General features: G+C 44.9%; 27 protein-coding genes. 17 read left to right on the plus strand and 10 right to left on the minus strand.

Annotated features, from left to right (window positions below):
• Window positions 1-264 precede the first annotated feature (264 nt).
• Window positions 265-492: a hypothetical protein gene (locus tag B2248_RS11840; RefSeq protein ID WP_273180887.1), complete on the minus strand. Its 228-nt coding sequence runs from the start codon at window positions 490-492 to the stop codon at window positions 265-267.
• Window positions 493-918: 426 nt separating this feature from the next.
• Between B2248_RS11840 and B2248_RS11845 the strand changes: the two genes are divergently transcribed.
• Window positions 919-2,415, plus strand: a complete 1,497-nt coding sequence (locus tag B2248_RS11845; protein WP_273180890.1) for a sensor domain-containing diguanylate cyclase — start codon at window positions 919-921, stop codon at window positions 2,413-2,415.
• 225 nt (window positions 2,416-2,640) lie between these two features.
• On the opposite strand, the gene B2248_RS11850 is transcribed toward B2248_RS11845, so the two are convergent.
• Window positions 2,641-3,534, minus strand: coding sequence for a LysR family transcriptional regulator (locus B2248_RS11850; protein WP_273180892.1), 894 nt, complete (start codon window positions 3,532-3,534; stop codon window positions 2,641-2,643).
• A gap of 117 nt (window positions 3,535-3,651) precedes the next feature.
• Between B2248_RS11850 and B2248_RS11855 the strand changes: the two genes are divergently transcribed.
• The 5 genes from B2248_RS11855 (at window position 3,652) to B2248_RS11875 (ending at window position 9,025) form a co-directional block, all read left to right on the plus strand.
• Complete coding sequence (locus B2248_RS11855; protein ID WP_273180894.1) at window positions 3,652-4,527, plus strand: SDR family oxidoreductase; 876 nt, start codon at window positions 3,652-3,654, stop codon at window positions 4,525-4,527.
• Window positions 4,528-4,807: 280 nt separating this feature from the next.
• Complete coding sequence (locus tag B2248_RS11860; protein WP_273180895.1) at window positions 4,808-5,644, plus strand: 23S rRNA (adenine(2030)-N(6))-methyltransferase RlmJ; 837 nt, start codon at window positions 4,808-4,810, stop codon at window positions 5,642-5,644.
• Between the two features lie 306 nt (window positions 5,645-5,950).
• On the plus strand, window positions 5,951-6,466 hold the full coding sequence (locus B2248_RS11865) for a DinB family protein (RefSeq protein WP_273180898.1): 516 nt from the start codon (window positions 5,951-5,953) through the stop codon (window positions 6,464-6,466).
• A complete protein-coding gene (locus B2248_RS11870; protein ID WP_273180900.1) occupies window positions 6,463-7,068 on the plus strand; it encodes a LysE family translocator in 606 nt (201 codons plus the stop codon). The genes B2248_RS11865 and B2248_RS11870 overlap by 4 nt, the downstream gene beginning before the upstream one ends.
• 181 nt (window positions 7,069-7,249) lie before the next feature.
• A complete protein-coding gene (locus B2248_RS11875; RefSeq protein WP_273180901.1) occupies window positions 7,250-9,025 on the plus strand; it encodes a methanol/ethanol family PQQ-dependent dehydrogenase in 1,776 nt (591 codons plus the stop codon).
• A gap of 60 nt (window positions 9,026-9,085) precedes the next feature.
• Here the strand turns inward: B2248_RS11875 and B2248_RS11880 are convergent, their stop codons facing one another.
• Complete coding sequence (locus B2248_RS11880; RefSeq protein WP_273180903.1) at window positions 9,086-9,973, minus strand: LysR family transcriptional regulator; 888 nt, start codon at window positions 9,971-9,973, stop codon at window positions 9,086-9,088.
• Between the two features lie 145 nt (window positions 9,974-10,118).
• Here B2248_RS11880 and B2248_RS11885 point away from each other — a divergent pair, with 145 nt between their 5' ends.
• From B2248_RS11885 to B2248_RS11915, 7 genes are all read left to right on the plus strand, one after another.
• Complete coding sequence (locus tag B2248_RS11885) at window positions 10,119-10,763, plus strand: sensor histidine kinase (RefSeq protein ID WP_273180905.1); 645 nt, start codon at window positions 10,119-10,121, stop codon at window positions 10,761-10,763.
• A gap of 5 nt (window positions 10,764-10,768) precedes the next feature.
• Complete coding sequence (locus tag B2248_RS11890; RefSeq protein ID WP_273180908.1) at window positions 10,769-11,389, plus strand: response regulator; 621 nt, start codon at window positions 10,769-10,771, stop codon at window positions 11,387-11,389.
• A gap of 8 nt (window positions 11,390-11,397) precedes the next feature.
• Window positions 11,398-12,102 (plus strand): glutamine amidotransferase, encoded by a 705-nt coding sequence (locus tag B2248_RS11895; RefSeq protein ID WP_273180911.1) that lies wholly within the window; start codon window positions 11,398-11,400, stop codon window positions 12,100-12,102.
• Window positions 12,099-12,812 carry an MOSC domain-containing protein gene (locus B2248_RS11900; RefSeq protein WP_273180913.1) on the plus strand — a complete coding sequence of 238 codons (714 nt, stop codon included), beginning with the start codon at window positions 12,099-12,101 and terminating at the stop codon, window positions 12,810-12,812. The genes B2248_RS11895 and B2248_RS11900 overlap by 4 nt, the downstream gene beginning before the upstream one ends.
• On the plus strand, window positions 12,809-13,048 hold the full coding sequence (locus tag B2248_RS11905) for a hypothetical protein (RefSeq protein WP_273180915.1): 240 nt from the start codon (window positions 12,809-12,811) through the stop codon (window positions 13,046-13,048). Before B2248_RS11900 ends, B2248_RS11905 begins: the two co-directional genes overlap by 4 nt.
• Window positions 13,049-13,051: 3 nt before the next feature.
• Window positions 13,052-14,230 (plus strand): acetylornithine transaminase, encoded by a 1,179-nt coding sequence (locus B2248_RS11910; protein WP_273180918.1) that lies wholly within the window; start codon window positions 13,052-13,054, stop codon window positions 14,228-14,230.
• Window positions 14,231-14,423: 193 nt separating this feature from the next.
• On the plus strand, window positions 14,424-15,098 hold the full coding sequence (locus B2248_RS11915) for a type 1 glutamine amidotransferase (RefSeq protein ID WP_273180920.1): 675 nt from the start codon (window positions 14,424-14,426) through the stop codon (window positions 15,096-15,098).
• Between the two features lie 36 nt (window positions 15,099-15,134).
• On the opposite strand, the gene B2248_RS11920 is transcribed toward B2248_RS11915, so the two are convergent.
• The 6 genes from B2248_RS11920 to B2248_RS11945 all read right to left on the minus strand — a co-directional run bounded on the left by B2248_RS11920 (window position 15,135) and on the right by B2248_RS11945 (window position 20,207).
• Window positions 15,135-15,587, minus strand: a complete 453-nt coding sequence (locus tag B2248_RS11920; protein ID WP_273180922.1) for an MOSC domain-containing protein — start codon at window positions 15,585-15,587, stop codon at window positions 15,135-15,137.
• A 76-nt stretch (window positions 15,588-15,663) separates the two neighbouring features.
• Window positions 15,664-16,011 (minus strand): cupin domain-containing protein, encoded by a 348-nt coding sequence (locus B2248_RS11925; RefSeq protein WP_273180927.1) that lies wholly within the window; start codon window positions 16,009-16,011, stop codon window positions 15,664-15,666.
• A 26-nt stretch (window positions 16,012-16,037) separates the two neighbouring features.
• Entirely contained in the window at window positions 16,038-17,408 is a 1,371-nt protein-coding gene (locus B2248_RS11930; RefSeq protein ID WP_273180930.1) for an NAD(P)-binding domain-containing protein, read from the minus strand.
• Between the two features lie 167 nt (window positions 17,409-17,575).
• Window positions 17,576-18,358 (minus strand): PAS domain-containing protein, encoded by a 783-nt coding sequence (locus B2248_RS11935; protein WP_273180932.1) that lies wholly within the window; start codon window positions 18,356-18,358, stop codon window positions 17,576-17,578.
• A gap of 2 nt (window positions 18,359-18,360) precedes the next feature.
• The gene (locus tag B2248_RS11940) at window positions 18,361-19,041 is read right to left on the minus strand and encodes a response regulator (RefSeq protein WP_273180935.1); all 681 of its coding nucleotides are present in this window, start codon (window positions 19,039-19,041) and stop codon (window positions 18,361-18,363) included.
• Entirely contained in the window at window positions 19,038-20,207 is a 1,170-nt protein-coding gene (locus B2248_RS11945; RefSeq protein WP_273180938.1) for a sensor histidine kinase, read from the minus strand. The genes B2248_RS11940 and B2248_RS11945 overlap by 4 nt, the downstream gene beginning before the upstream one ends.
• Before the next feature lie 300 nt (window positions 20,208-20,507).
• On the opposite strand from B2248_RS11945, the gene B2248_RS11950 reads away from it, so the two are divergent.
• The 4 genes from B2248_RS11950 to dsbG all read left to right on the plus strand — a co-directional run bounded on the left by B2248_RS11950 (window position 20,508) and on the right by dsbG (window position 25,342).
• Window positions 20,508-22,832: a DUF1989 domain-containing protein gene (locus B2248_RS11950; protein WP_273180941.1), complete on the plus strand. Its 2,325-nt coding sequence runs from the start codon at window positions 20,508-20,510 to the stop codon at window positions 22,830-22,832.
• A 38-nt stretch (window positions 22,833-22,870) separates the two neighbouring features.
• Entirely contained in the window at window positions 22,871-23,872 is a 1,002-nt protein-coding gene (locus tag B2248_RS14785) for a methyl-accepting chemotaxis protein (protein ID WP_413661958.1), read from the plus strand.
• Window positions 23,873-23,990: 118 nt separating this feature from the next.
• Window positions 23,991-24,407, plus strand: a complete 417-nt coding sequence (locus B2248_RS11960; protein WP_273180945.1) for a plastocyanin/azurin family copper-binding protein — start codon at window positions 23,991-23,993, stop codon at window positions 24,405-24,407.
• Between the two features lie 158 nt (window positions 24,408-24,565).
• The gene (dsbG, locus tag B2248_RS11965; protein WP_273180947.1) at window positions 24,566-25,342 is read left to right on the plus strand and encodes a thiol:disulfide interchange protein DsbG; all 777 of its coding nucleotides are present in this window, start codon (window positions 24,566-24,568) and stop codon (window positions 25,340-25,342) included.
• A gap of 44 nt (window positions 25,343-25,386) precedes the next feature.
• Here dsbG and B2248_RS11970 read toward each other — a convergent pair whose 3' ends face one another.
• Window positions 25,387-26,355 carry a helix-turn-helix domain-containing protein gene (locus tag B2248_RS11970; protein ID WP_273180949.1) on the minus strand — a complete coding sequence of 323 codons (969 nt, stop codon included), beginning with the start codon at window positions 26,353-26,355 and terminating at the stop codon, window positions 25,387-25,389.
• Between the last annotated feature and the right edge of the window lie 80 nt (window positions 26,356-26,435).

Raw genomic sequence — 26,435 nt, forward strand, 5'->3', positions numbered from 1 at the left:
TGGGGATAGCTCAGGGTCAGAGTGATTGATTCTTTAGATTTATATGTCGATGATGGTTTTGGAGGCTTCTATGAGAAAACTCGTATTACTGGTTTCAATTTTAGTCTTTACCACAACGGCATTCGCTCACAGCGGAGGCTGTCGTAAAGACAGTCCTCCAGGAAAATGCTGTCATGCGGGTTCAAAGCCTTATCACTGCCACTGAAGCATTAAGGGGATAGGCCGGTTTTTAAATCAAACACGGATCTTACTTGAGCTGAATGATTAGTGCTTTGATGGCGGCGTTGGTGGTTGAGGCATAATCGGTGCCTTTTCGGCATCTTTCTGTTTTTTCTCGTCAGGATCGTCTGGTTGATATGTACCTTCTGAGGGCTTTGGTGCTTCAGGCGTTTCTTCTGCTTCTTTTTCTTCTTCATCTGAGAGCCTCATCGAAGCCGCAATAATACTCGAAAGGTTTGTTGATATTTCTGTGTCTGTTTTGTGTAGTGTCATTTTGCTGTTCCTTGAGTTAGTGAAAAAAAGACTTCTCGCTATTACAAGAGGATGGAATGACTTGTTTGATAATTTTAAGATGAGTGAGATTGATAACCGCTAAGGCGGCATAGCTGTTGTCAAAAAGGTTTTATCAAATATGTAATTGATTATATGGGTGGTAAAAATAAGTCATTACCGAACGGATTTTATTCTACCGCTACTTTAAATTTACCCTAGCAAAATAAACCCTTGAAAACAATTAACTGGGTTTCATACCAATAGAAGCATGCTTTATTCAGAGTGAGGTAAACAGAGTGATTGCTTCTGTGGCTTCTATTTACATACGGGTATAAGATGAACTCACCCAATCAAAAAAATGCTGGGGGAGTGAAACGTGAAGAGTAAAAATAGCGTTCGTAATAAAAGATCCGTTTAGGTCTTCAGATGTGCCAGAGCAGATCTGACCAGCCAGTTTTCGTTGAAAGCGTTTTAGAACAGAAAGTCAAAATGCTTTTTTCTGGCAGCATTTTTTCTATCACTATCAATGCCACCGTGGGCTTGATACTGATTATAGTCCAGCTTCCTGTGATTCCCGTTTCAACCTCATTAAGTTGGTATGCGGTGTTGGTGACGGTTTTGATCTCAAGATGCGTTTTGTTGGTTTACTGGCAGCGAGATGAGGACAAAACAGAGCGTAGTCAGGCTCGCTGGATTCAGTACTTTCGTTTCAGTATTTTCGTCACCGGCAGCATTTGGGGTGTAGGTGGCGTGATCCTAATGCCGCAAGATAGTATGGCTTATCAGACATTCTTATCATTCACCATTGGCGGATTGTCTTCTGGCGGTATGGCTACACTCTCAGTTGATCGAAGGTCGGTTGTGGCTTTTGTTCTTCCGTCGATGATTCCACATATTCTGATTCTTATTCAGCAAGGTGAACCCATCACATATGGCATGAGTGCCATGCTGTTGCTATTTTTGTTTTTTGTCTTTCTGATGGCAAGAAAGTCAGGCGAAACTTTTCTGGAAAATGCCAGATTACGTATAAAAGCATTAGAGAGCGAATCACGCTTGCGAATGATGTTGGACTTTAGCCCCACCGCGGCATCGATTATTGATACCGATACACAAGAAGTGGTCTTTGCGAATAAAAGTTATGCTTCTTTAATCGAAAAGAAACATCAGGAAGCTTTAGGCGTCACGCTTCGACGTTATTACGCGAATAAGGTTGAATATGATGATACGGTGAAGTTAATTGAGTTCGGTCAGCAGGTGAATAACCAATTAGTTGAACTCCACATTGCTGATAGCCAGCAAACAACTAAATGGGTTCTCGCCTCCTATCTTCAAATTGAATATCACAGCAAGCAAATGATTCTGGCTTGGTTTTACGATATTACAGATAGGAAAGTCATGGAAGAGCACGCCCAGCATCTCGCTCATCACGATGCACTGACCGGATTGCCAAATCGAATCTTATTCAGAGAACGACTGCATTTGGCGATGACCATGGCCGAACGGGATAAATACGCGTTAGCCTTGATGTTTATCGATTTGGATGAATTCAAACCAATTAATGATACTTACGGACATGATGTGGGTGACGCTGTGTTGGTTCAGTGTGCCGAACGAATCCGTGCATGTCTGCGTAAGCCTGATTCAGTTGCCAGACTAGGTGGTGATGAGTTTGTCGTGTTGCTGCATAAAGTCACTGATGAGCAGGCCGCCTTGCAAGTCGCTGAGAAAGTACTGGAAGTTTTGCAAAGCCCTATGACATTTGAGGGTTTAAGCGTCAGTGTCGGTGCCAGCATTGGCGTTGCACTTTATCCACTGCACAGCACGGAAGAGGATGGGCTGTTAAATTGTGCTGATTTTGCTATGTACGAGGCGAAGAGACATGGTCGAAACAGGGTCAAGCTGTTTCAAAATGAGTATAAATAAGTCATTTTGATGAGCGAATGACCATAGATTCCTGATGGAACATAAGTGACTGATTCTTGATACATATAAGAATCATTAGATGGAAGCCACACAACGGCCAGGGCACTCTATGAGCATCTGATGAGTTCAAAAATGTGTGTAATGAGTGATGAAGCAGTCAGAAGTCAGCAAAAATGGGTGATTTTGAGCTTATTGATTCCATGGTGTTCACTTTCATCGTTGATATTATGCGCCCACGTACGCAGCGAGTTCTTCAGGTTCACCAGTGGGAAAAGCTTCTTTTAAAAAATCCAGAAATGCGGTAACACGCGCATTGAGCAGTCGCCGAGACGGATAGAGAGCCCAAAGGGTAATTTCTGGACCTTCGGTTTCTCCCCACGACACGAGTCGTCCCGTTTTCAAATCCTCACTGACCAGAGAAACAGGTAGTAAGCCGGCACCAGCACCGGCACGGACTGCATCGCGCACCATAATTATTGACGAAAGATGGAGCTTTGGAGTCAATGTAAGATGTTCTTTGCCTGAAGGCGTCACTATGTGCCATGTTGATGGGGTGGGACTGTTTCCGCGAACAACCACCGAGATCGACTGTTTTTTGGATGGGCGTATCAAGTCTGGACTAGCAACAACCAGCAGTCGATCTCTTAAAAATACACGACCATAAAGGTTTTCATCGATGTCGGGATTCACCCTTATAACCAGATCATAAGCCTCTTCAACCATATCTACGGGTCGATCCTCTGTCGTAACTTCAAGTTGTACATCTGGATATTTCATAGCGAATTCAGCGGCAAGCTTACCCATTGCAAGTTGGCAGAATAATAGTGGCGCGCTGATGCGTAATCGCCCTGAAGGTTGGGTTGCACCTGAAGTGACTGAATTAATGGTCTCATCCAACTCGGTAAATAAAGTTTTCGTTCGCTCGTAGAGGGCGATTCCCTCTTGAGTCAATTTGAGGTTATGCGAACCGCGTTCGAAAAGTCTCAGTTGAAGACTGCTCTCCAATTCACTAACTCGACGTGAAAGGGTGGCTTTGGCACGACCCGTAGCTCGGGCAGCTCGCCCAACCCCACCATGTTTGGCAACTAGATTGAAATCAGCCAGTGCAAGTAGATTCATAGTGTTCCGTATATGAGACAGTTTGTCCAAATATAGCACCTATCGTGCCTTTAGTGAAACTAATAGAGTATGACCAGTAGCCACACAACACCTTAACTTTTTAATTGGAGAAAATTTATGACTATTCTTGTAACTGGTGCTACTGGCCGTGTCGGTCAGCATGTCGTAGACCAACTCATCCATCGCGATGCACATGTTCGAGTGTTGACACGTGATCCATCAAAAACCAGCTTCCCGCACGGCGTTGATGTCGTGAAAGGTGATTTGCTTGATATTGATGCTTTACGTAACGCTTTTACTGGTGTGACAAGTATGTTCTTGCTCAATGCCGTCACTGGTGACGAGTTTACTCAGGCACTAATAACCTTAAACATTGCTAAAGAGTCTGGTGTAGAACATGTCGTTTATCTATCGGTATTTGAGGCTGATAAAGCGGTTAATGTGCCACATTTTGCTGTGAAATATGGTGCTGAGCGTATGCTGGAGCATCATGGGTTCAGTGGGACTATTCTGCGTCCGGCCTATTTTATAGACAATGATCAGATGATTAGGGATGTGATTGTCAATTATGGTATCTATCCGATGCCGATCGGAAGCAAAGGGGTTGCCATGGTCGATGTTCGTGACATTGCTGAGGTAGCGGCAATAGAGTTGCTCCGATGTGATAAGGGTCAGGGTAAGCAATCCATTACCAATATCAATCTGGTTGGTCCTGACAATTTAACAGGAGTAGCCGTGGCTGAAATCTGGTCTGACGTCCTCGGTCGAACGGTGAACTATGGTGGAGACGATCCCAGCCAGTTTGAACAGAATATGGCGACCTTTATGCCGAAATGGACGGCCTATGAAATGCGTCTGATGGCTGAACGTTATGTCAGTGACGGCATGATCTCACAGAATGGTGATATTGAGCGTCTGACTCAAATGCTTGGCCGACCATTGCATAGCTACCGTGAATTTGCACAGACCATGTCCTCTCAAATGAGTATCTAGATTGAATATAAAAAGCGGCAGGAAAGTGAGTCATACTTTCCTGTCGTATCTACCGATTGGTGAATAAAAAAATCATTAGTGGGGTAAGGCAAAAGCATCTGGAATCGATAGGCTCAGTAACGGTCTTAACTTGATCAAGCAAACTAATCGATTAATCCTTTTCTACCCACGTTCATCCTAGTAACCATGAATTTTTAGTTTCAAAACATTTTCCACTCAAACCAGTAACTAACAGGCATAATTTGCAGAATACTGTCATTCACCTGCATAGGAATTTGCTTTGTTAAGTTATCGTCACTCATACCATGCGGGTAATTTCGCGGATGTGTTGAAACATATCGTGCTGATCGAGTTGCTTCAGCATATGGTGAAAAAAGAGAAAGCCTTTAGTTATATTGATACCCATTCAGGGGCGGGGCTATATCACCTGCGTTCAGACCATGCAGAAAAACTTCAGGAATATCAGAAAGGTATTGCTAAGGTGTTTCATCTGGACTGGCCAGAGTTGGCGGCGTATCAGACGGCAGTGAAGACGGTGAATGATGGCAATGATCTGACGTTTTACCCTGGCTCACCCTTATTGGCGATGCAATATTTACGTGCTCAGGATCAGGCATGGTGTTTTGAGTTGCATTCGGAAGATAGTGTATTTCTGACCAATAACCTGCGCCAATATAAGCAGGCTCGTGTTCGGCGAGAAGATGGCTTGAAAGGTTTGCTGAGTTTATTACCGCCGGAGTCACGTCGGGCATTGGTGTTGATTGACCCGTCTTATGAGATCAAATCGGATTACGATGAGGTGTTTCATACGGTCGAGAAAGCCCACAAAAAGTTTGCTACTGGTACATATGCAATCTGGTATCCGGTGGTCGACAGGTCACGTATTAACCGCCTGGATAAACAGTTGATTAATAGTGGTATCACTCATATACAACGCTATGAACTAGGGTTGGATGCGGATGCTTCCACACGTGGTATGACGTCATCGGGCATCTATGTCATCAATCCACCCTGGCAATTGATGGAGACCATGACGGCATTACTGCCCAAACTAGTGAAAGTCTTGGGTGAAAATGCAGGTGCATTTTATCGGGCTGATACGTTGGTGGCGCAGTAAGGTAGCTACTTCGCTGACAACTGCTATGGATCAAATAGGATCGGCTTTCAAAAGTCTGAGTGTTTGGCTCATTTTTCTATAAGACAAACTCTGACTATGCTATTGCTATGCAGTCTTAATCGCGTTTTTGTTCTATCGTTAAGTACTTGCATAATCAATGAGTTGCCGGTGGATGATTTTCACTTTTATTACTAAAACCTTCAAAAAAAGACATCATAAACTTGCCTTAGCCACTGATTTTGATTGAAAAAAATAAGATGGAATGATTTAGAATTTTCTTCTTTGCTCTCAATGAAGGAGCTTGTGATGAAGCTGGATATCGCGATTTATACGGAGTTAATGGCACGTTATAACCAATGGATGAACCAGTCTGTTTATCTGGCAGCCAGTCAATTAAGTGATCAGGATCGCAAGGCCGACTGTGGACTGTTTTTCAAATCCATTCATGGCACCTTAAATCACCTATTGTTGTGCGATCGGATGTGGCTAGACCGATTTAAAGGTCAGATTCCTTCAGCTGATCTGAAGGCATTGGATCAGGAACTTTACAGTGAGTTCACGGAGCTAAAAAAAGCGCGTGATGAATTAGATCTGGAGATACTTGATTGGGCAGCTTCACTCGATGAGACAGTTCTGCCAGAACGCTTGGTCTATACCAGTCTGGCAGCTGCTGCCGAAAAGAATGTCGATTTCACTCAAGCGATTATTCATTTTTTTAACCATCAAACCCATCATCGGGGACAAATCACCACAGCACTGAACCAGACTGGTGTCGATGTCGGGGTGACAGATTTATTATTTATGCCTGAGATCAGTGTATGAATGTAACGGCGTTTTTACTGTTTGCGATTGCGTCCACCATCACGCCGGGTCCGAATAACATCATGATTCTAAACTCGGTGCTGCACTACGGGGTTAAACGTACCCTGCCGTTTTATTTGGGGGTGTGTTTTGGCTTTCCATTGATGTTGCTGGCCATCGGTATGGGCTTGAACACGCTGTTTAAGCAATACCCGGTGTTGCATCTGATTTTAAAAGTTGTTGGCATTGTCTATTTACTCTATCTGGCCTGGTTGATCGCCACCCAAAAACCGTCTTCCAACACCGGTATTCAACAAAAACCGATGTCTGTGTTGGGGGGAATGATTTTCCAATGGTTAAACCCCAAAGCCTGGATTATTGCCATTGGTGCCGTGACGACCTACTCCTCGCTGGATTCAGGTTGGGGAAATATTGTATTGATGGCCGTTATGTTTTTAGTGGTCACAGCGATTTGTCTTTCGTTATGGTTATATCTTGGTCATGCTTCACGTTCTTTTATTCATTCGAATAAAGCGATGCGACTGATTAATCTGAGCATGGGAATGTTATTGGCTATTTCTGTGGTGCCAGTAATTATCGATGTGTTAACGCTCAGCCACTAACTAGGTATATTGAGTTGATGTACTCATGATTCACATTTTTGATAATGAAAAGTAGATAAGAACAGATCAGCGTTTCTCTGAGTCTTAAACAAGCCTTTGTCCAAATGACCCGTCTCACGGTCTTTTATACAGTTGTATGGCATGTCGAACATGCCAAAAACAACGATAAAAGGACAAAGAAATGAAGCTGAAAATACTTTCTATTGCTTTGCTATCAGCCACGCCAGCATTGGTGGCTGCTGACGAACTTCAACAAATGCAGGAAAACCCTAATAACTGGGTTATGCCTGCAGGTCATTACAATAATCAACGTTACTCTGAGCTGACACAGATTAATAAAGATAATGTGAAAGATTTAGGCATGGCCTGGTCATTTTCGACCGGTGTTTTACGTGGACACGAAGGAAATGCCTTAGTTATTGATGGCACGATGTATCTACATACGCCATTTCCAAACATTGTTTATGCGCTGGACCTAAATAATGATGGCGCCATTAAATGGAAATATGAGCCCAAGCAAAATTACGATGAAACTGTACCCGTCATGTGTTGCGACACAGTCAATCGTGGCTTGTCTTATGCTGATGGCAAAATTTTTCTTAATCAGGCTGATACCAAGTTAGTCGCTTTGAATGCTGAAGACGGAAAAGTAGTGTGGTCGGATAAGCGTGATGACCCAAGAAAAGGTGCTACCAGTACTGCAGCGGCTCATGTTTTTAAAGATAAAGTGATTGTCGGTATTTCCGGTGGTGAATTTGGTGTGCGTGGTTATGTTCAGGCCTATGATCTGGATGGCAATGTGAAATACAAGGCCTATAGCACCGGCCCAGATGAAGATATGCTGATTGATCCTGATAAAACCACGTCAATGTTAAAACCAGTAGGAAAAAATTCATCGCTGGATAGCTGGCAGGGCGATCAATGGAAAATTGGCGGTGGCACCACATGGGGTTGGTATTCCTACGATCCGGAATTGAATACTTTCTATTACGCGACGGCTAATCCATCGACGTGGAACCCTGCACAACGTCCTGGAGATAACAAATGGACTATGTCGATTTTCGGCCGTGATCTTGATACGGGCATGGCAAAATGGGTTTATCAGATGACACCGTTTGATGAATGGGACTATGACGGTATCAATGAAAATATTTTGGTGGATCAAAAAGTCAAAGGCAAACAAAGAAAAACGCTGGTGCATTTTGACCGTAATGGTTTTGCCTACACGATGGATCGGGCAAATGGTGAATTGTTAGTGGCAGAAAAATATGACCCTACAGTGAACTGGTCAAACGGGGTCAATTTAAAAACAGGCCTGCATGATCGGGTGGCAAAATACTCAACGGCGAAGAATGGGCCGGATGTCACCACCAGCGGTATTTGTCCTGCAGCGCAGGGTTCAAAAGATATGCAACCTGCTGCCTACTCACCACGGACTGGACTTTTCTACGTCCCCACAAATCATATTTGTATGGATTATGAGCCATTTGAGGTGGAATACGTTGCTGGTCAGCCTTATGTCGGGGCAACGCTAAGTATGTATCCGGCACCGGGTGGCACCAATATGGGTAACTTTATTGCCTGGGATGCCCGAGAAGGTAAAATCGTTTGGTCTAATCCTGAGCGTTTTTCAGTCTGGTCTGGTGCTTTAGCGACGGCTACGGATGTTGTTTTTTATGGCACGCTTGAAGGCTATTTAAAAGCAGTAGATGCTCAATCAGGTCGCGAGCTTTGGCGCTTTAAAACCGCCTCGGGCATTATTGGTAATGTGAACACCTACAAACATGATGGTAAGCAATATATTTCTATTTTGTCTGGTGTTGGTGGTTGGGCTGGTATTGGTATGGCTATTCCATCACTTGAAAATGATGCCGATGGTTTAGGTGCCGTTGGTGCTTATAGAGCTTTATCCAACTGGACAAACCTGGGGGGTGTGTTGAGTGTGTTTAGCTTATAAGAGGTTATATTCTCACAGTAAATGACCTCGACCCGGCATGGTTTTCATGCCGGGTTTTTTTTATTGTTTCAATTGATTTCTGATTAAAGTGCAGAAATGTTCGACACTTTTTTTACGCAGTCGATCTTTGACGGTAAACAGACCAATTTGTCGTTCTTTGGGGGCGGGGCTTAAGTCGTATACACGACGTTTAGCAGAGGTATTTAGCCGCGAAAAAGCCTCCGGTAAAATGCTGAATGCCATGCCGTTTTCAACCAGATCCAGGATAAAGGAAATGGTATTTACTTCTGTTATTTTGCTGGTAAATATCTGGTGATCTTCGAAAAACTGATCAACCACGCTTCGGGTTTCAAATCCTTCTGGTAACAACACGGCTTTCAGCGGATGTGGCTGGCCTTGCATGATGGCTGAAGCATATTGGACCGACTCATGATTGATGATCAATTTCCATGCTTCAGAAAATAAAGATTCAAAAAGCAGATCATGATGGTATTTCTTATCAAGAATAAAACCGATGCCAACATCAATATCGCCAGTCAATAAACGCTGCTCAATTTGCCGATTAGATAGCTCTTCTATGTGCAGAGCGATACCCGGATGCAGCCGGTCAAACTCTAAGACAATTTCCCGACAATACAAAGCATTAATCGATTGTAAAACGCCTATACGTAAACTGCCTGTCTGACCTGATTCAATATCACTCACTGCTTCTTTCAGTAAGTCGACCTCATTCAGAATTTTATTGGCCACGTCCAACACTTTTGCACCGGATTCCGAGAGTTTGACGTGACGACCAACCCGATGAAATAAAGCAATGTTGAGTTCCTCTTCCAGTTGTTTCATTTGATTAGATAAAGCCGGTTGGGTGATATGCAGTTTTTCAGCAGCCTGATGAAAGTGCTGTAGTTCAGCAACGACCTTAAAGTAGCGTAAATGTCTGAGTTCCATATCGTATCAATTGATTCATAAAAGTTATCAATAACATAAATATTTAAACTTATACATGCAACTTTTGTTCTGAGAGAATTGCTCACACATCAGGGAATTATTCTGAAATCACTCAGACAGTTTTGGTGTAAAAAGGGTAAAAATGATGAATGCGAGACTAGAACAACAGCCAATGGCGGCTGTTAATGACGAGTTGAGTTCATTTCACCAGTCTCTGGCGAGAGAGCTGCATGATGAGCTTGGGCAAGAGTTAATTTTAATCAAATTATTTTCTGAACGGATCTTACGATCATCTCAACTGGGTGCAGCACAGGAATACGCTCAGCAGATACTTTGCACGCTGGATAAAACGCATCAGCAGGTGAGGGGATTATTACAAAATATAAAATCACCCGTTCCGGAGGATGTCGACTTCAGACAACAAGTGACTGAATTGGTGGCACAGTGGCAAGCATCAAGTCAGCTAGAGGTGTCATTCAGTCTCGAAGGCGATGTGGATGCCATGCCTCGTGACCACGCCCACAGCATTTATCGACTGCTACAGGAAGGGCTCACCAATGTGGTTCGTCATGCTCAGGCTACAGCTGTCACCATTACGGTGTGTTATGCCCCTGACCTTATTCAGTTCGCACTTTCTGATAATGGTCGGGGTATGTCATCAGCCTCGGGGCAACGTATTGGATTAGGGCTGACGGGTATGCGTGATCGGGTGCTGGCGCTGGGCGGTCAATTTGAAATAAACCAGCATGCCGGAACACATATCAATGCACTTTTTCCATTAGTGAACTGACACAGATGAACATCTTGATAGCCGATGATCATCCCGCCATCAGAAGCGGACTGGAAGCGATGCTTAAAGACATGAACTGGCAGGTGTCTGCCTGTGTAAGTAGCGGTGAGTTGGCGTATGAGCATTACTGTCAGCAAAAAGCCGATGTGGTGGTATTGGATTTATCCATGCCAGGTATGGGCGGCATTGAGACTGCGAGACGAATTAAAGCACGTGATACTGATGCGCGCATCATCATTTATTCCATGCATTCAGCCGTGATGTATGCCAAGCAGGCTTTAATGGCTGGTGCATTATCTTTTGTACTGAAGTCGACGGCGATTGATGATTTATTTCATGCGATTAAACAGGTGGCTCAAGGACGCAGCTATTTGAGTCATGAGGTGGCTCAGAAAATGGCGATGTGCAATGTCATGGGTGACAGCCCGATAGATAAGCTCAGTACCCGTGAATTTGAAGTGTTATGTCTGTTGGCCAATGGCAAGGGAGTCGGTGATATCGCCGACATATTAAGTATTAGTAAAAAAACAGTAGCGACCTACCAGACTCAGTTGAAACGCAAGCTGGAACTGAACAGCACTGCAGACTTAGTGAAGTTAGCTATTGAACATGAACTTATTGACTAGGAGCAGAGATGAAAACAGCGATTGCACTCAGACATCTTGCTTTTGAGGATGCTGGGATATTGGGCAGTGTGCTTATGGAGCGAGGCATAACATTGTTTTATGTTGATGTCGCAACATCCGATCTCAGTCAGCTCGACAATGCGAAGATCGATTTACTGCTGATATTGGGTGGACCGATCAGCGTTAATGATGGGGCCCTGTTTCCATTTCTTGCCTCTGAGTTGGCCTTGATAAAACAGCGCCTAGAGCTGGGTCTGCCCACACTCGGCGTATGTTTAGGTGCACAGCTGATCGCAAAAGCCCTGGGAGCAAACATATACCCTGGCAAGCAAGCTGAAATTGGCTGGTATCCCTTACGTCTTAGCTCATCTGCACAGCACTCTCCCGTTAAGCACCTTTCATCGGCGATGACCACGATGTTTCACTGGCATGGCGAAACCTTTGATTTGCCTGCTGGGGCGACCTTACTTGCTTCATCTGACAGGTATGAAAACCAGATATTTTCATGGGGCGAAAAGGTGATGGCAGTGCAATGTCACCCTGAAGTTTTCACTGCCTCATTAGAGCATTGGTTTGTGGGGCATATCTGTGAGCTTTCCAAGGCAGACGTCTCTGTTATGACATTACGGGAGGCGAGCTCACATTACGGACCAAAATTGGAACAACAAGCCCGCTTATTCTTTACAGACTGGCTCGAGATCATTGGATTATGAAATTGTTATTACCGATAGTCACGGTGGATGCCGTCCTGATAGGCAAATCAGCACCATTAGGCCCTAATGGTGAGCCGAGTGCGATGAACAAACACCTTATTCAGGACCGTGTGTATTTGGGAACGGAAGGTTTGTTGGGAGATGAACAAGCTGACAGGCGTCATCACGGCGGCGTGGAGAAAGCGCTGCATCATTTTCCCGCGGAGCATTATTCCACACTGCAAAAGCACCTGAAAAAGTATACCGATGGCGCGTTTAGTGTCGGTCGATTTGGTGAGAATATCAGTACCACAGGCTTAATCGAGTCGGATGTCTGTATTGGTGATATTTTCCAGTTGGGTGAAGCCATTATTCAGGTGTCACAAGGCAGGCAGCCATGCTGGAAACTGAATGCGCGCTATGACTACCCAGAGATGGCAAAACAGGTTCAAAAACTGAAATCGACGGGTTGGTATTACCGCGTTATCAATCCCGGTTATATTCAGGCCGGTGATTCTTTAGTGCTACTGGAACGCCTATACCCTGACTGGTCTATTGCCCGATTATTAGATTATCTGTTTGAAGAGACCTTGAACCAGACGGCATTAAAAAACATGGTCAATATTCCTTCTCTGGCTCAAACCTGGCGCGACCTTGCTCAAAAGCGTATTGATTCCGGACAGGTTGAATCATGGCAGCATCGTTTAACAACACCGGATAAACAATCATGAAGTCGCGTTACCATATCAACATCCAAAAACAGCACAAACTTTGGTGTCAGATGAATATTGACAGCACATGGGCAGAAGATGTGCTGGCGGATCTGGTGGTTCGCTATCCGAAAACGGAAGGGTTTTCTATTGAAATATATCAGGCTCATGAGTCTCGCCGCATTCTGGAAACCAGCCACAGTGGCTTAAAAACCCTGGCCGTAGAATACGAAATGACGGCGGTAGAGAGGGAATAACACATGGCACAGTGGAACGTGGACGCAGTCATGAACATTGCCGAACGGCCAGATATTGTGATGGTGGCCGGAGAGGGTTCCTGGTTGACCGATAATCAGGGGAATCGTTATTTGGATTTCCTTCAGGGCTGGGCAGTGAATTGTTTAGGGCACAGCCATCCGGCGATTGTTGAGGCAATCTCAAAGCAAGCTGCCAAACTTATGAATCCCAGTCCGGCGTTTTATAACGAACCGATGATTGCCCTGAGTCAGTTATTAGTTAAATACAGTGGCTTTGATCAGGTCTTTTTTGCCAATAGTGGTGCGGAAGCAAATGAAGGGGCGATTAAACTAGCAAGAAAATGGGGGAGCAAATACAAAAACGGTGCTTATGAAATTATTTGTTTTGAGCGTGCGTTTCATGGTCGAACTCTGGCGACCATGTCTGCCTCAGGCAAGCCCGAGTGGGCCGAGTTATTTACTCCAAAATTAGCGGGTTTTAAGCATGTGCCATTGAACGATATCAATGCCGTGTTAGCAGCCATTAATAAGAACACGGTGGCGGTGATGCTGGAACCAGTTCAGGGAGAAGCCGGGGTCATCGCCGCTGATCCAGTTTTTCTCAGACAGCTACGGGACATGACCAAAAAGCAGGACTTGTTACTGATCGTCGATGAGGTGCAAACAGGCATGGGCCGGACAGGACAGTTATTCGCTCATCAGCATGCAGGTATACAACCCGATATGATGACCCTTGGTAAAGGTCTGGGCGGGGGCTTTCCCCTCTCTGCACTTTTAGTCACCGATCAGGTGGCCTGTTTTGACGTTGGTGATCAGGGCGGCACCTTTAATGGTAACCCCTTAGCCACAGCTGTTGGGCTGGCGGTATTAACTGAGTTAATACGTCCCGGTTTTATGGACGCGGTGAATGAAAAAAGTCAGCAGCTCAGTCGTAGTTTAAAAACACTTCAGCAGCATGACCGGTATGGGCTTATCAAGTCAGTCAGAGGTCAGGGCTTATTACAAGCGATTTGTTTTCATCGTCCGGTAGCCAAAGAGCTGATGAAACGAGCGTTTCAGGCGGGTTTATTGATTAATGCGGCGCAGGCGGATGTTATACGATTTATGCCATCATTACTGATCAGCGAAGATGAAATTGGTCTGATGGAAGATATTATGTTGCACCAGGTGCTCAACCGTTAACGATAGGGAACATATCAGCTAAACATATCGGATTTCGGCAAAGATCATAAAGCACTGTTTCTTTCGTTTCTTTCTTCAACTATTCTAGCCATAACAGTTATTTAGCATGATCGATACGATCATTATCTAAGGGATGGTTGATAGGTTTCAGTTCAATCAGCGTCTCTAAAAGAAAGTTTACGGAGTATTTACAGTGCAGAAAGTAGCCATTTTGCAGCATGCAGAGGGTGAATGGATTGGCTCAATGCAGGGTTGGTTTGCTGATAAAGATTTTGAGTTGCAGACCTATCGTCTGGATTTTAATGAAGCGTTACCGACGATTGATACCTTTGACTGGCTAGTGATCATGGGCGGCCCGATGAGTGTGAATGATGAAGACACTTATCCATGGTTACCTGCTGAGAAAAAGCTGATTAAAGAAGCGATTGAAGCTGGTAAAAAAGTACTGGGCATTTGCCTGGGTGGACAACTGATTGCCTGTGCAATGGGGGCTAAGGTTTACCAGAATGAGCAGCAGGAAATTGGCTGGCATACGGTGACTAAGACGGATGATACTGCCACCTGGATGCCGGATTCATTTGAGCCATTAAGCTGGCATGGTGAGTGTTTTGAGTTGCCGGTTAATGCCATTCCATTTGCCAGCAGCTTGGTTACCCCTTATCAGGGGTTTCATCTGGGACAACATGTCTGGGCATTACAGTTTCATTTAGAAGCAGAACCCGGCACGGTAGAAGCTTTTTATGCTATCGAGAAGTCTTTACCTGATGGTGAATATGTACAGAGTGAAGCCGAGTTATTTGATGACACGCCTTACCTGCAACAAAGCCGTGAAGCCATTTTTGCGTTACTGCATCAGATGAATGACTAAATAATGGGTGTAGTGACAGCTTAGTCGCTACACCGTTTATATAACGTCAAACCTCATACCGGTATGGATTTCCCCATCAGTGAGCACATCGGCACGTAAGCCGCTTTTGTGCACAAAGGCTTTTACGACGTCTTTTGCTGCCAGAGTGTCATTCCCCAGTAATTTGCCCAATGTGGCACAGGGTTCGCAAAGTTCAACACCTTTGAAACGAACATTCCCTATCGAAAATTCTTTACCAACCAGGTCATTCAGACGAATACCTTGGGTGATAATATTACGCCGGGTATCGGCCAGTTTAATACGTTGCTGGTAGTTATTGTTAAAGGCTTCGATTTCTTCTATTTCAATAAAGGTAATATTCTGTCCCGGCCATTGTGCCCGATCAAAATTACGGTCACCGACGATACCTTTAGCTGTGATCAGATCAATTTTCTTGACCTGAACCTGTTTTCCAAGACTGTGTTCAGCAATAAAAATGGTATGAATCATAGCGATGTCCTAATAAAAAAAGGAGTGAACACCTGAGGTATTCACTCCACGGAACAGATCATTTACCTATCTTCAACTAGAGTTTCAGCACAAAGTGTTTGGTAATCGGTTCGATAATTTCCCATGTACCGACAAAGGTTTTTTCAAACACCATGGATTCGCCTGCACTGAGCGTAAGAGGTTCACCGCCTTCAGCCGTGACAATCGCTTTACCTGCCATGATGTGCACAAACTCCCAGCCACCATAGGTAGCATGATAGGTGCCTTCAGTCGCTTCCCAGCGTCCAGATAAAATGCTGCCATCTTCACTTTTATATTCGATCCAGGTTTTCATGGTGGGATTACCCGTCTGTTTCACCCAGCCATCCAAATCCGATTCAATCGGATCGACGGTTTTATCAATAATCTTGGTGACGCTCGTCATGATATTCTCCAGTTTGAATATGTTGTTTACGCTTCTTTAGCCACAGGAATTTCGCTCTTATCAGAGAGATAGGCTTCCAGAGAATCATCCAGTGCATCTATCCATGGGGTGTGGTGTTTCGGTGCCATCGTGCCAGTCATCAGTGAACGGTAAGAATGATCACGGAAGGTCATGATGTTTTCTTTTTTGTGATGTTTCCATTCCAGGAAAGTTTTGTTGGTTGCCGGAATATCAAATGACGGATAGTCAGTCATATCAATCAGATTCTGAATGTAGTCACCCTGGTAGGTGTACATTTCTTCAGCCGTAACCAGCGTCAGTTCTTTTTCACGCCAGGCCATGCTGTCGGCTTTCATCTCTTCTTTTGATGGCAATGGCAGTCGACCCATAATCACATCACGGGCATACCAGGCTTGGGCATCAAACATATTGAAGCTGTACCATTGATCCTGCATGCCAATGTAGAAGAATTTTGGATTATCTTCCCACACCACGCCTTTATAAAGGTTGAGCGGCCATAAACGGTTATTGGTGACCAGACGCAGATCGTCATTGAGGAACGGGAAGTGATGGATATAACCGGTACACAGAATAATGGCATCGACTTTTTCTGATGAACCATCTGCAAAGTAGGCATTTTCTGTATCTACACGAACCAGATTGGCTCTTTCATCCCAGTTTTCAGGCCATTTATAGCCCATCGGTGCGGTGCGGTAGCAGCTGATCAGTTTTTTCGCACCGTATTTATAACATTGTGAACCGATATCTTCAGCTGAGTAACTGCTGCCCACCAGTAAGACAGTTTTGTCTTTAAATTCCAGTGCATCACGGAAGTCATGCGCGTGCAGAATACGGCCACCAAATTTATCGAAACCTTCAAACTCAGGTACGTACGGTGTTGAGAAGTGACCGGTACAACAAACCACATAATCAAACTCTTCAGAGTAAATCGTGTCAGTAGTGTGGTCCTGCACGGTGACGGTAAAAGTCTGGCTGTCTTCGTTGAATTCAACATGACGAACAGCGGTATTAAAACGGATATATTTTCTGACGCCGGCTTTTTCAACACGGCCTTTGATGTAGTCCCACAACACTTCACGAGGCGGGTAAGAGGCGATGGGCTTACCAAAGTGTTCGTCAAAAGTATAATCAGCAAATTCAAGACATTCTTTCGGGCCGTTTGACCATAGATAACGATACATACTGCTGTGAACAGGCTCGCCATTTTCATCTAAACCTGTGCGCCAGGTGTAATTCCATTGGCCGCCCCAGTCAGCTTGTTTTTCAAAACAAACGAGTTCAGGGATCTCTGCACCTTTTTCCTGGGCGGATTGGAATGCTCTGAGTTGTGCCATACCACTTGGGCCTGCACCAAGTATCGCAATACGAGTTGCCATAAAGTTCTCTCCATCAGTATTTTTAGTCAATCATGCTGCGAAAATCGTCAGCGCTTAATAACCAAAATAGCTCGCTTTTTTAGCGGGAGAAATCCTCTTGAGTGGGTATCCCAAAAGGGTAAAAATGGGGGTAGATTAGTCTGAAAAAAGTAAGTTTAATCAGCTTCTTATGATTTTCCTGTCAGTAGTAGAATCCCTTCAACGCCAAGCACCATACCACTTCCCGAATACAGGCCACGACCTTTGTCCTGAACACTGACTTCAGTGCCATCTGCTCTGGTTAAACGGTAGTGAATATCAAACGGTGAAATAGTTTCCAGTGCCTGCTGCACATCATCCCAGACACGCGTAGCATCATCCGGATGAATAATGGAACCGAGCGACACTTGCGACTGATTTAACATGCTCTCTGCGCTGTAACCAGTGATGAGCTCGCAGCCTTCACTGACGTATTCCATACTCCAACTGGCATTGTTTCTTGACCGATAAAGCATGGCAGGCAAACGATCAACCAGACTTTGTAAGCTGCGATGACTGGCATGGCGGACTTCTTCATTACGTACTTGTGGCGTTATATCGCATAAGGTGGCAGACAGGGGATACGGTTGATCTTTATTCACCGACTGAATACGCATTTCACACCAACGTAGCTCGCCACTGGCACTAATCAAACGAAACCAGATGTTTTCATGTTGGCGAGGTGTGATTTTATTTAATAGTTGTGACCAGCTGGGGATTTCTTCCGGATGCAGAAAATCGGAGAACATGCGGCCCAGCGTTTGTTCAACCGGAATCCCAGTGATGACTTCCCAATATTGATTAACAAATTGCACCTGATGCTGTTTGTCGAGTAATAACACGACTTCATTCAGACTATTAAACAGTTGCAGTAATTGTGACTCTTCTTCCTGAGCCTGTGAATGACGGCGAGGCCACTTCAACAGTGTCATGGTTACACTTCCTTATCCAGCAACTCAGCGGAGAGGTTGCGATGTGCCCAGGCGGCCAATTCCAGTCGTGAGTGTAAATTAACCTTACGCAGCAGACTTTTTACATAGACTTTGACGGTGCCGTCACTGATGCCCAGTTCACGCGCGATCAATTTGTTATTCAGCCCTTTAGCGATATAAAACAAGGTTTCTCGTTCGCGCTCCGTCATATGAGCCAGAATGGCATTGGATGGACTGTTTTCATCCTCCTTATTATCACGAAGATGACTGGCTAATGAGGTGACTGCCCCAGCGTTCATCGCCACATTGCCATGCAATACCGACATGAGTTGCGACAAAATTTCATCGGGCGGGGTGTCTTTTTGCAGATAGCCATTGGCACCATAACGTAAGGCTTCGAGCAATTTATCCTGTTCGTTACAGGCAGTGATAATGATGATTTTTAATTGATTATCATGCTCGCGTAACTGTTTTAATACGCCGAGACCTGACTTACCGGGCATTTGCATATCAAGCAATAAGATATCCGGATAGGTGTTTTCGATATTGTCGAGTAAGGCTTCTGCATTGTCATATTCGGCGATAACCGTCATCTGCTCACTATCATTTAGCAACTCGACTACGCCACGACGAAATAAAGGGTGATCATCGACAACCACCACGGTAATAGGGGTGTCACTCATTCATTCGCCTCCAGATCCAGGCTGAGATCAACCCGGGTGCCGCCTTCCGGACGATTGTTAATCACTAATGATGCGCCGATGCGATCAGCACGTTCCTTCATGATCTGTAAACCGAAGCTGTCACTGCGAGCCGCTTCGGGGTCAATGCCGGTACCGTTATCTTCGATATGAATATGTATCAGTGAACTGGTCTTGAGCAGCAACACCACACGTGCATGGGTGGCATGAGAGTGACGGACGATATTACTGAGGCTTTCACGCACGATATACAGCATTTGCATCGACTGCTGCGGTGACAACATATTCAACGGCAGACGATTATCCAGCTCAAACACGATGGCGGATTGATGTTCAAACTCTTTAATAGAATTAATCACACCTTGTGACAGATTGTCACTTTGCATGGTCAGACGTGAAGATGTAATGAGTTCACGGGTTTGGTGATAAGCACACTGTGTGTAGGAAGCTAAATCTTCAGTAATGGGTTTTAGAGAACTGAACTCATCCTGCTGACAGAGTTTATCCAGCTTCAGGCTTTTCAAACGTAAGTAACCCAATACTTGTGCCAGTGAATCATGTAGCTCAGCTGCATACATGGCGCGCTCGGATTCCAGCGCTTTTTTTAATTTGCTTTCATTGTGATACCAGGCTTGTAAGCCTTTATATAAGGTATTTTCAATGCTAGATGTTTTCCACTTTAATTGTTTAGCGCTAGGCGCGGCATCACGGAATAGAAATAAGGACCAGACGGTTAGGTTGTCGTGATCAAATAAACGGCTGGGTGCGATCGTCAGGCCATCCACCTTCATCATCTCGTCAGTATCAGGGGCTTTACCCACGGTGAATAGATGATGCAGAGACTGCATCAGTTTTGCTGATGGAGCCTGATCCAGACCATGGTGCATAAACGTTTCTGAGGTAGATGGGTTGCTGAATAAAACAAGCAGCTCTGGCTGTTGTGCAGGTGAAAATAGATCGTTTATCAGCCACTGTAAGGATTTGAGTACGGCAGGCAGTGTTTCGCTGATATTTTCAGCCGTAGCCAGTTTAAAAGCCAAATCGTTGAAGTCGAGAGACGGTAATTCCTTTTTTTTGGTCACAGCACGCACTGTTTCACCAAACCAGGATTGTCCATCTATCCAAGTTTTGAGTTTGATATTGAGCATCTTTACTACCTTTGTAACATCCACCTCAGCAGGAGGTGGTCTGTATTACATATGTTTGTTCTACAACAGCAGATTTTGTGCCATTTCATTCGAATTTTGCTGGTTTATAACCAATGAGGTAACCCATCAGGAGGATTGATTTATGTTTCCTGAAGGTAAATATTGTTAAACCCAGAGAAATTTATTTTTGTAACAGAGATGAAGCGAAATAAGGTGCACTTTTCTGGTTCAAAATCTCATGGGGCTGCACCAGATATGAACAAAATCACTTCAGCTTTTGGCTGGAAAACAAGGTGAATCATGTTAGAAATGATTAAAGAAGAATCGGAAGAAGACAGATTTTTGAATCTGCAATCTCCCATTGATAGCCAACAATTCCGTGTTGACGGACAGCAGGCGATCAGGCTGCGTTTACACGTAGGTGATGTACTTGAAATCATCAGTGTTGATGGCGAGCAGGCGGCTGAATTAATTGTGCTGGATATGGATGGCCATGCCGCGCCACAGCTACTAGATAGCCGTCTACCGGTGACGGGCGACAATATTCAGCAACAGTTGCAGGAAACAGGCTCAGCAGCCAAGGCCCTAGCTAAGCAGTTCGAGAGCTGGCAGATTCAAGCTAAAGATTATCAGACGGTATTACGTGTGGAGGGTGATGAGTCATCATCATTCGTAGCCTATGCCGATCTGACGGTGGTGATTGTCGCCGCTGGACCCAGCATGTCTATTGAAGCGCATACACCGCCCACCGAATTAAAAGTGGTGGTGAAATATGCTGAACCCATTGATGAAGTTCTGCCAGAGCCGCTCGCGGAAGTAAAAAAAGAAATACGCATTCCCCGTGCGTCTGCCCGTACCTATGAGGTGAAAAAAGGCGAGTGGATCCAGATCATCGATGTATCAGGCAAGCAATGCTCTGACTTTATTGTGTTTGATAAACAGGCGCTGGAGCAGGGCAATGAAGTCGGTCTGGATTCCACTGCGACACGTACGGTGATGGGGCTAAGCAATCCTGTACCGGGATTACATTCGCGGTTTTTGGGGCCGGATATGATGTCGATGGTGGAAGTGGTGCAGGACACCGTAGGCCGTCATGACAGCTTTTTATTTGCCTGTACGGCCAAATATTACGAAGACAGTGGTTATTTTGGTCATATCAGTTGTACTGAAAACTTCAATAATGTGCTTAAGCCTTATGGCATCAAACCACGTGCAGGCTGGCCTGCAATAAACTTGTTTTTTAATACCGGCATTGAGCCTTGTGGCACCGTGTTTATGGACGAGCCCTGGTCACGTCCTGGTGACTATGTGTTGATGCGGGCAGATAAAGATTTGATCTGTGCGTCATCGGCCTGCCCTGATGATATTGATCCGGCAAATGGCTGGATTCCAACAGATATCCACGTCCGCATATATGGGGCTGAACACCATTTTCCACGTTCCATTGCCCACCGAATTACAGCTGAGGAGCACCCTCGTATGACCAAAACATCCGGTTTTCATAACCGTACATCTGCATTAACCAAGAAATTTATTGAATATGCCGGCTATTGGGTGGCGGCTGAATATGAAGGCTGGGGCGCCAATGCCGAATATCTGGCCTGTCGTGAACGAGTGGCCGTGCTGGATTTAACCCCGCTTCGTAAAATTGATATTACCGGTCCTGATGCGGTGGCCTTTTTACAGTATGTATTGACACAAAATGTGCGGCGTATGGCGGTAGGCGAAATTGCTCACTCAGCTATTTGTCTGGAAACGGGCGGCATGATTGATGATGGCACCATTTTCCGTATGGCTGATCAGGCTTTTCGCTGGTTTTGTGGTGACAGTTACACCATGGTGTGGATGGCAGAAAAAGCGGAAGAAAAAGGCTTTAAAGTCAGTATTCGTAATGCCACGGAGCAGATTCATAATCTGGCGGTACAAGGACCAAATAGCCGTGACTTACTCAGCCAGATTATCTGGACGTCAGAAAGCCAGACCAGTGTGGAAAAACTCAAATGGTTTCACTTCACCATTGGCCGCTTAGGTGGGCCGGATGGTGTGCCATTGATGGTGTCCAGAACCGGCTACACCGGTGAGCTGGGTTATGAAGTCTGGTGTCATCCGGATGCAGCTGAAGCGGTATGGGATGCAATTTGGCAAGCCGGGCAAGCATTTGATATCGCGCCTATGGGCTTTGATGCGTTGGATATGCTGCGTGTCGAAGCTGGCCTGAGCATGGCCGAATATGAGTTCGGTCCTGATGTAACTCCCTTTGAAGCGGGCACCGGATTTAGTGTGCCATTAAGTACAAAAGAGGAGGACTTTATTGGCCGTGAAGCACTGGCTCGGGAGAATCCGGAGAGTCGACACAAATTAGTTGGCCTGATTCTTGAAGGTGGAGAATCTGCAGCTCATGGTGATTTGGTATATCAAGGTCGATTTCCAGTAGGCATTGTGACAAGTGCCATTCTTTCGCCTTTGTTAGGTAAACAAATTGCGATGATTCGTGTAGCCCCGGAGTTTGCAAAACAAGATACAAAGCTGGAAGTCGGTAAGCTTGACGGTATTCAGAAACGTTTAGGTGGCACAGTAGTAAAACTGCCGTTTTATGATCCTAAGCGAGCGCGATTACTTTCATAACTTCCAGTATTCATCACCTTTAAAAAAGGAAACCTTGTATGGGGTGGAAGCTATTTAATACTGGGCGTTTACAGTATGTCTCTGAGTCAATTTTATCAGTCGTCGATAAAACGATTGAGTCGCCATATAACCGTGTGCCAATTTGGATGCACGGTTATTTACGCGCTCCGATAGAACGGATTGGTGATTATCTGTCATCCCTGCAAAAAGAGCATCAGGCGGAACTCGAACGACTGAATCATTCCCATCAACAACATTTGACACAACAGCGCGAAGCGTTTGAGCGAGAATTGAATGAGCTTCGCCAGCAAACAGATTCGTTGAACCAGACACTGTCTTCTGTCTATTCAGAAATGGATCATTTGCAGAGTGAAAATCGGCGTCTGTCGAGCGAATTGGATGACAATAACTTGGCTAAGTCAGCTTTGACCGAAGGGGTTTGGATGTTAACCCTGGTGAATGGCGATCCTGATGATGAAAAGAGTGTGATTATCTGGTCAGAGCAATTCCGCCAATTATTAGGGCATAAGCGTCAGGAAGACTTTCCAAATGGTTGGGACAGTTGGTTAAAAGCAATTCATCCGGAAGATATGGATGTGACCTTGGATGCCTTCACCAAACATATTAACGATAAAACTGGCAGCACACCTTATGTGGCTGAATACCGCTTAAAAATGGCCTCTGGTGAGTATGTCTGGTTTCGCGAACGTGCTGCCACCATACGTAACGAAGAAGGTATTGCCGTCAAATCAGCTGGTGCAATTCGTAATATCAGCCATGAGCACAGTGCACGTGAGCTGCATAATTTAGAAATGCAGCGGGCAGAAACCCGTATGACGGAAATCCTCACCGTCGCTGATGTGATCACCGAAATAACCCAACAGACGAATTTGCTGGCTTTGAACGCGGCGATTGAGGCAGCCCGTGCAGGTGAAGCGGGTAGGGGCTTTGCAGTGGTAGCAGATGAGGTGCGTAAGCTGGTTTATCGAACTGAAGAAGCCAACGACAAAATTCGGACAATGGCTCAGACTGAGCACTAACGATCTCAGTGTTTTACATAACTTTACATGATCTCCTTGAACCATCAGTGACATTGTCATGCCGTACTTATGAGTTTGTCGCTGTAATGTTTGGAATTAATAATAAAAAGGAGAAAAAATGAGTACATTAAAAAAATCACTTACTGTCTTAACCCTGGCTACCTTATTTTCCAGTAGTTTAGTGTTTGCTAAAGATGTGACTGTTCAGGCAGAAGGAACCAAGTTTGATCCACTGATCGTCAATGTCGATCCAGGTGACACAGTTTATTGGACTAATATGGACATCCACAATGTTCACTTTATGTTCCAGCCAGATGGTGCCAAAGACTTTAAGTCTGAAATAGGTCAGAACACCTCGCGGGAATTTACTAAAGAAGGTATTTATGTTTACCAATGTGATCCTCATATCGGTTTAGGTATGGGTGGTGCTGTTGTCGTAGGTAAACCCAGTAATCTGGATACATTGAAATCAACCAAATTACACGGTGGACTTGGCATGATTGCTCATAAAGTGATTAAAGCTGAGTCTAAATAATCACCATACCTTCTAGAAAGTCTCTCTCGAAAAAGGCGCTCAATGGAGCGCCTTTTTGTATTCTGAGCGTTAATGTTCTGCGCCGGGTAAACTAATTCATTTTTTAGCTGACTTACAGTCACGTAATTAAGACACTCAAACGCGGGTTAGGATCTCTGATGAAAAAAATGCTTATCGGCTTGTTGTTGGCAATCATTGTAGTTGCGGGTGGTGTGTACATTTTTACTCACTCTGGCGCTACAGATAAGCAGGGTGATGTGCTGTCATTTATCAAAAAGCAGGGCGTGACGATTATTGATAGCTTTGAGACGCCTTCAGAGCTAACTGGCTATATCGGTACCTATAAAGATGAACCGATGAGTATTTATGTGACGGCGGATAAACGCTACGCCGTAGTGGGCGACTTGATTGATGCTGAGGGTAAAAATCTGGGTGCTGACGCCATCTACCAACTGGTCACCAAACCACAGAATGAAAAACTCTGGCAACAGTTAGAACAGACTGACTGGGTGCAGGATGGTGATAAAAATGCCCCACGCATTGTTTATACTTTCACTGATCCTTTTTGTCCTTACTGTCATAAATTCCGTGATATGGCGGATCCTTTCATTGCTGAAGGCAAGGTGCAATTTCGTCATATTCTTGTGGGTATTCTGCAGGAAAACAGCCTGGCTGTTGCGGCTACGATTATGGGATCTGACTCACCTGAGGAGGCTTTCCAGCAGCATCGCCAGTTGAGTAACAAAGGCGGTATAACCGTAGACAATGCAAAAGCATCTAAAGGTAACGATAGCGTTTTGGCTAATAATCATTTGATGGAAGCGTTACACATGCATGCGACACCAACCAGTGTGTATAAAGATAATGACGGTGAAATTCAGATCGTGGAAGGAATGCCGGTACAGCAGGAGTTAAGTCGGATTTTTGAAGAGTAAAAGATGAGACTGGGTTGGTAAGAAAGCCATCCGTGGCTGGCAAATTAATTATGACGACGTGAAATGGTGATGGAAGGATTCTCACCAAACAGTTCGGTGTAATCGTGAGTAAATTGCCCGGCATGGGTAAAGCCCCAGTGCTGAGCCACCATTGCAATGGTTTCATCTTCCTGCAAACCTTGAAGCAAGCGGCGTCTGACAGCATTTAAGCGAGCCATTCGAATAAATTTCACTGGGCTGATATCCAGCACATCTTCAAAACTGTATTGCAGTGTTCGTCGGCTGACATGAGCCAGATCACAGAGCTCGGTAATCGTCACGTGTTTGCTTGGGTTGGCATCGAGGTAAGCCGTCACTTTTTCAACGACTGCACGACGTTTACTAAAACTGGGCTTTTCTGTTATCGGCCCATCTTGTTGTAAGACTTCAAGCATTGCCATCATCAGGTTTTCCTCATGTATCTGTCTGGCGATATCACTTTGAACGGGGGATATCACCTCGTTTAATACTCGCCGCAGCTGATTGAGCTTATGTGACTCCCACACTCTTAGTGGCGAGTTGAATACGTTGGTATCAATTAGAATGCCTTGTTTTTCAGCGATCTGTTGCAGACTGTCCTGATTCACCACCACACCAAAAATATCAAAGTCTTCCGGTGTAATGAGTTCAAACTGGGTATTGCCAGGACGAATCATCAGCTGGTTCTTTTCTACCTGATGCCCGTTGATGCGACATGACTTTTCATCCACAGCAAAGCCCATCCAGATCGCGTTCGGCCAGACATTGCACTGCTGACGAACGGCACGACTGGTGTGCTCTCGAAAAGCGTGAACATGTTCAAACATGACCTCTTCAATACGCCCATAAAATTGCCCCAGGCTGATTTGATCAAATTGTTGCTGCCAGGCTTTTAAATTGTGTGCTTGTTCATCCACATCTTCTGCTTCCAGAACGCACCAACGCGTAGCGGTTTTGCTCTGTTTTGGTGCAAATTTTATATTTTCTTCTTTCATTTGCTCCCCTTGTTTCATTTTCATTATGCAAATTGTTTCAATAAGTTGCTGAATAACAACCCAAAAAACTTTTGCCAATT

The sequence above is a fragment of the Methylophaga sp. UBA2012 genome (assembly GCF_002335235.1).
Classification (GTDB): Bacteria; Pseudomonadota; Gammaproteobacteria; order Nitrosococcales; family Methylophagaceae; genus Methylophaga; species Methylophaga thalassica.

Coding starts and splice junctions, on each gene's coding strand:
- B2248_RS11840 (WP_273180887.1), bottom strand. CDS start 492: ATGACACTACACAAAACAGACACAGAAATATCAACAAACCTTTCGAGT.
- B2248_RS11845 (WP_273180890.1), top strand. CDS start 919: ATGTGCCAGAGCAGATCTGACCAGCCAGTTTTCGTTGAAAGCGTTTTA.
- B2248_RS11850 (WP_273180892.1), bottom strand. CDS start 3,534: ATGAATCTACTTGCACTGGCTGATTTCAATCTAGTTGCCAAACATGGT.
- B2248_RS11855 (WP_273180894.1), top strand. CDS start 3,652: ATGACTATTCTTGTAACTGGTGCTACTGGCCGTGTCGGTCAGCATGTC.
- B2248_RS11865 (WP_273180898.1), top strand. CDS start 5,951: ATGAAGCTGGATATCGCGATTTATACGGAGTTAATGGCACGTTATAAC.
- B2248_RS11870 (WP_273180900.1), top strand. CDS start 6,463: ATGAATGTAACGGCGTTTTTACTGTTTGCGATTGCGTCCACCATCACG.
- B2248_RS11875 (WP_273180901.1), top strand. CDS start 7,250: ATGAAGCTGAAAATACTTTCTATTGCTTTGCTATCAGCCACGCCAGCA.
- B2248_RS11880 (WP_273180903.1), bottom strand. CDS start 9,973: ATGGAACTCAGACATTTACGCTACTTTAAGGTCGTTGCTGAACTACAG.
- B2248_RS11885 (WP_273180905.1), top strand. CDS start 10,119: ATGAATGCGAGACTAGAACAACAGCCAATGGCGGCTGTTAATGACGAG.
- B2248_RS11890 (WP_273180908.1), top strand. CDS start 10,769: ATGAACATCTTGATAGCCGATGATCATCCCGCCATCAGAAGCGGACTG.
- B2248_RS11895 (WP_273180911.1), top strand. CDS start 11,398: ATGAAAACAGCGATTGCACTCAGACATCTTGCTTTTGAGGATGCTGGG.
- B2248_RS11900 (WP_273180913.1), top strand. CDS start 12,099: ATGAAATTGTTATTACCGATAGTCACGGTGGATGCCGTCCTGATAGGC.
- B2248_RS11905 (WP_273180915.1), top strand. CDS start 12,809: ATGAAGTCGCGTTACCATATCAACATCCAAAAACAGCACAAACTTTGG.
- B2248_RS11910 (WP_273180918.1), top strand. CDS start 13,052: ATGGCACAGTGGAACGTGGACGCAGTCATGAACATTGCCGAACGGCCA.
- B2248_RS11920 (WP_273180922.1), bottom strand. CDS start 15,587: ATGATTCATACCATTTTTATTGCTGAACACAGTCTTGGAAAACAGGTT.
- B2248_RS11925 (WP_273180927.1), bottom strand. CDS start 16,011: ATGACGAGCGTCACCAAGATTATTGATAAAACCGTCGATCCGATTGAA.
- B2248_RS11930 (WP_273180930.1), bottom strand. CDS start 17,408: ATGGCAACTCGTATTGCGATACTTGGTGCAGGCCCAAGTGGTATGGCA.
- B2248_RS11935 (WP_273180932.1), bottom strand. CDS start 18,358: ATGACACTGTTGAAGTGGCCTCGCCGTCATTCACAGGCTCAGGAAGAA.
- B2248_RS11940 (WP_273180935.1), bottom strand. CDS start 19,041: ATGAGTGACACCCCTATTACCGTGGTGGTTGTCGATGATCACCCTTTA.
- B2248_RS11945 (WP_273180938.1), bottom strand. CDS start 20,207: ATGCTCAATATCAAACTCAAAACTTGGATAGATGGACAATCCTGGTTT.
- B2248_RS11950 (WP_273180941.1), top strand. CDS start 20,508: ATGTTAGAAATGATTAAAGAAGAATCGGAAGAAGACAGATTTTTGAAT.
- B2248_RS14785 (WP_413661958.1), top strand. CDS start 22,871: ATGGGGTGGAAGCTATTTAATACTGGGCGTTTACAGTATGTCTCTGAG.
- B2248_RS11960 (WP_273180945.1), top strand. CDS start 23,991: ATGAGTACATTAAAAAAATCACTTACTGTCTTAACCCTGGCTACCTTA.
- dsbG (WP_273180947.1), top strand. CDS start 24,566: ATGAAAAAAATGCTTATCGGCTTGTTGTTGGCAATCATTGTAGTTGCG.
- B2248_RS11970 (WP_273180949.1), bottom strand. CDS start 26,355: ATGAAAGAAGAAAATATAAAATTTGCACCAAAACAGAGCAAAACCGCT.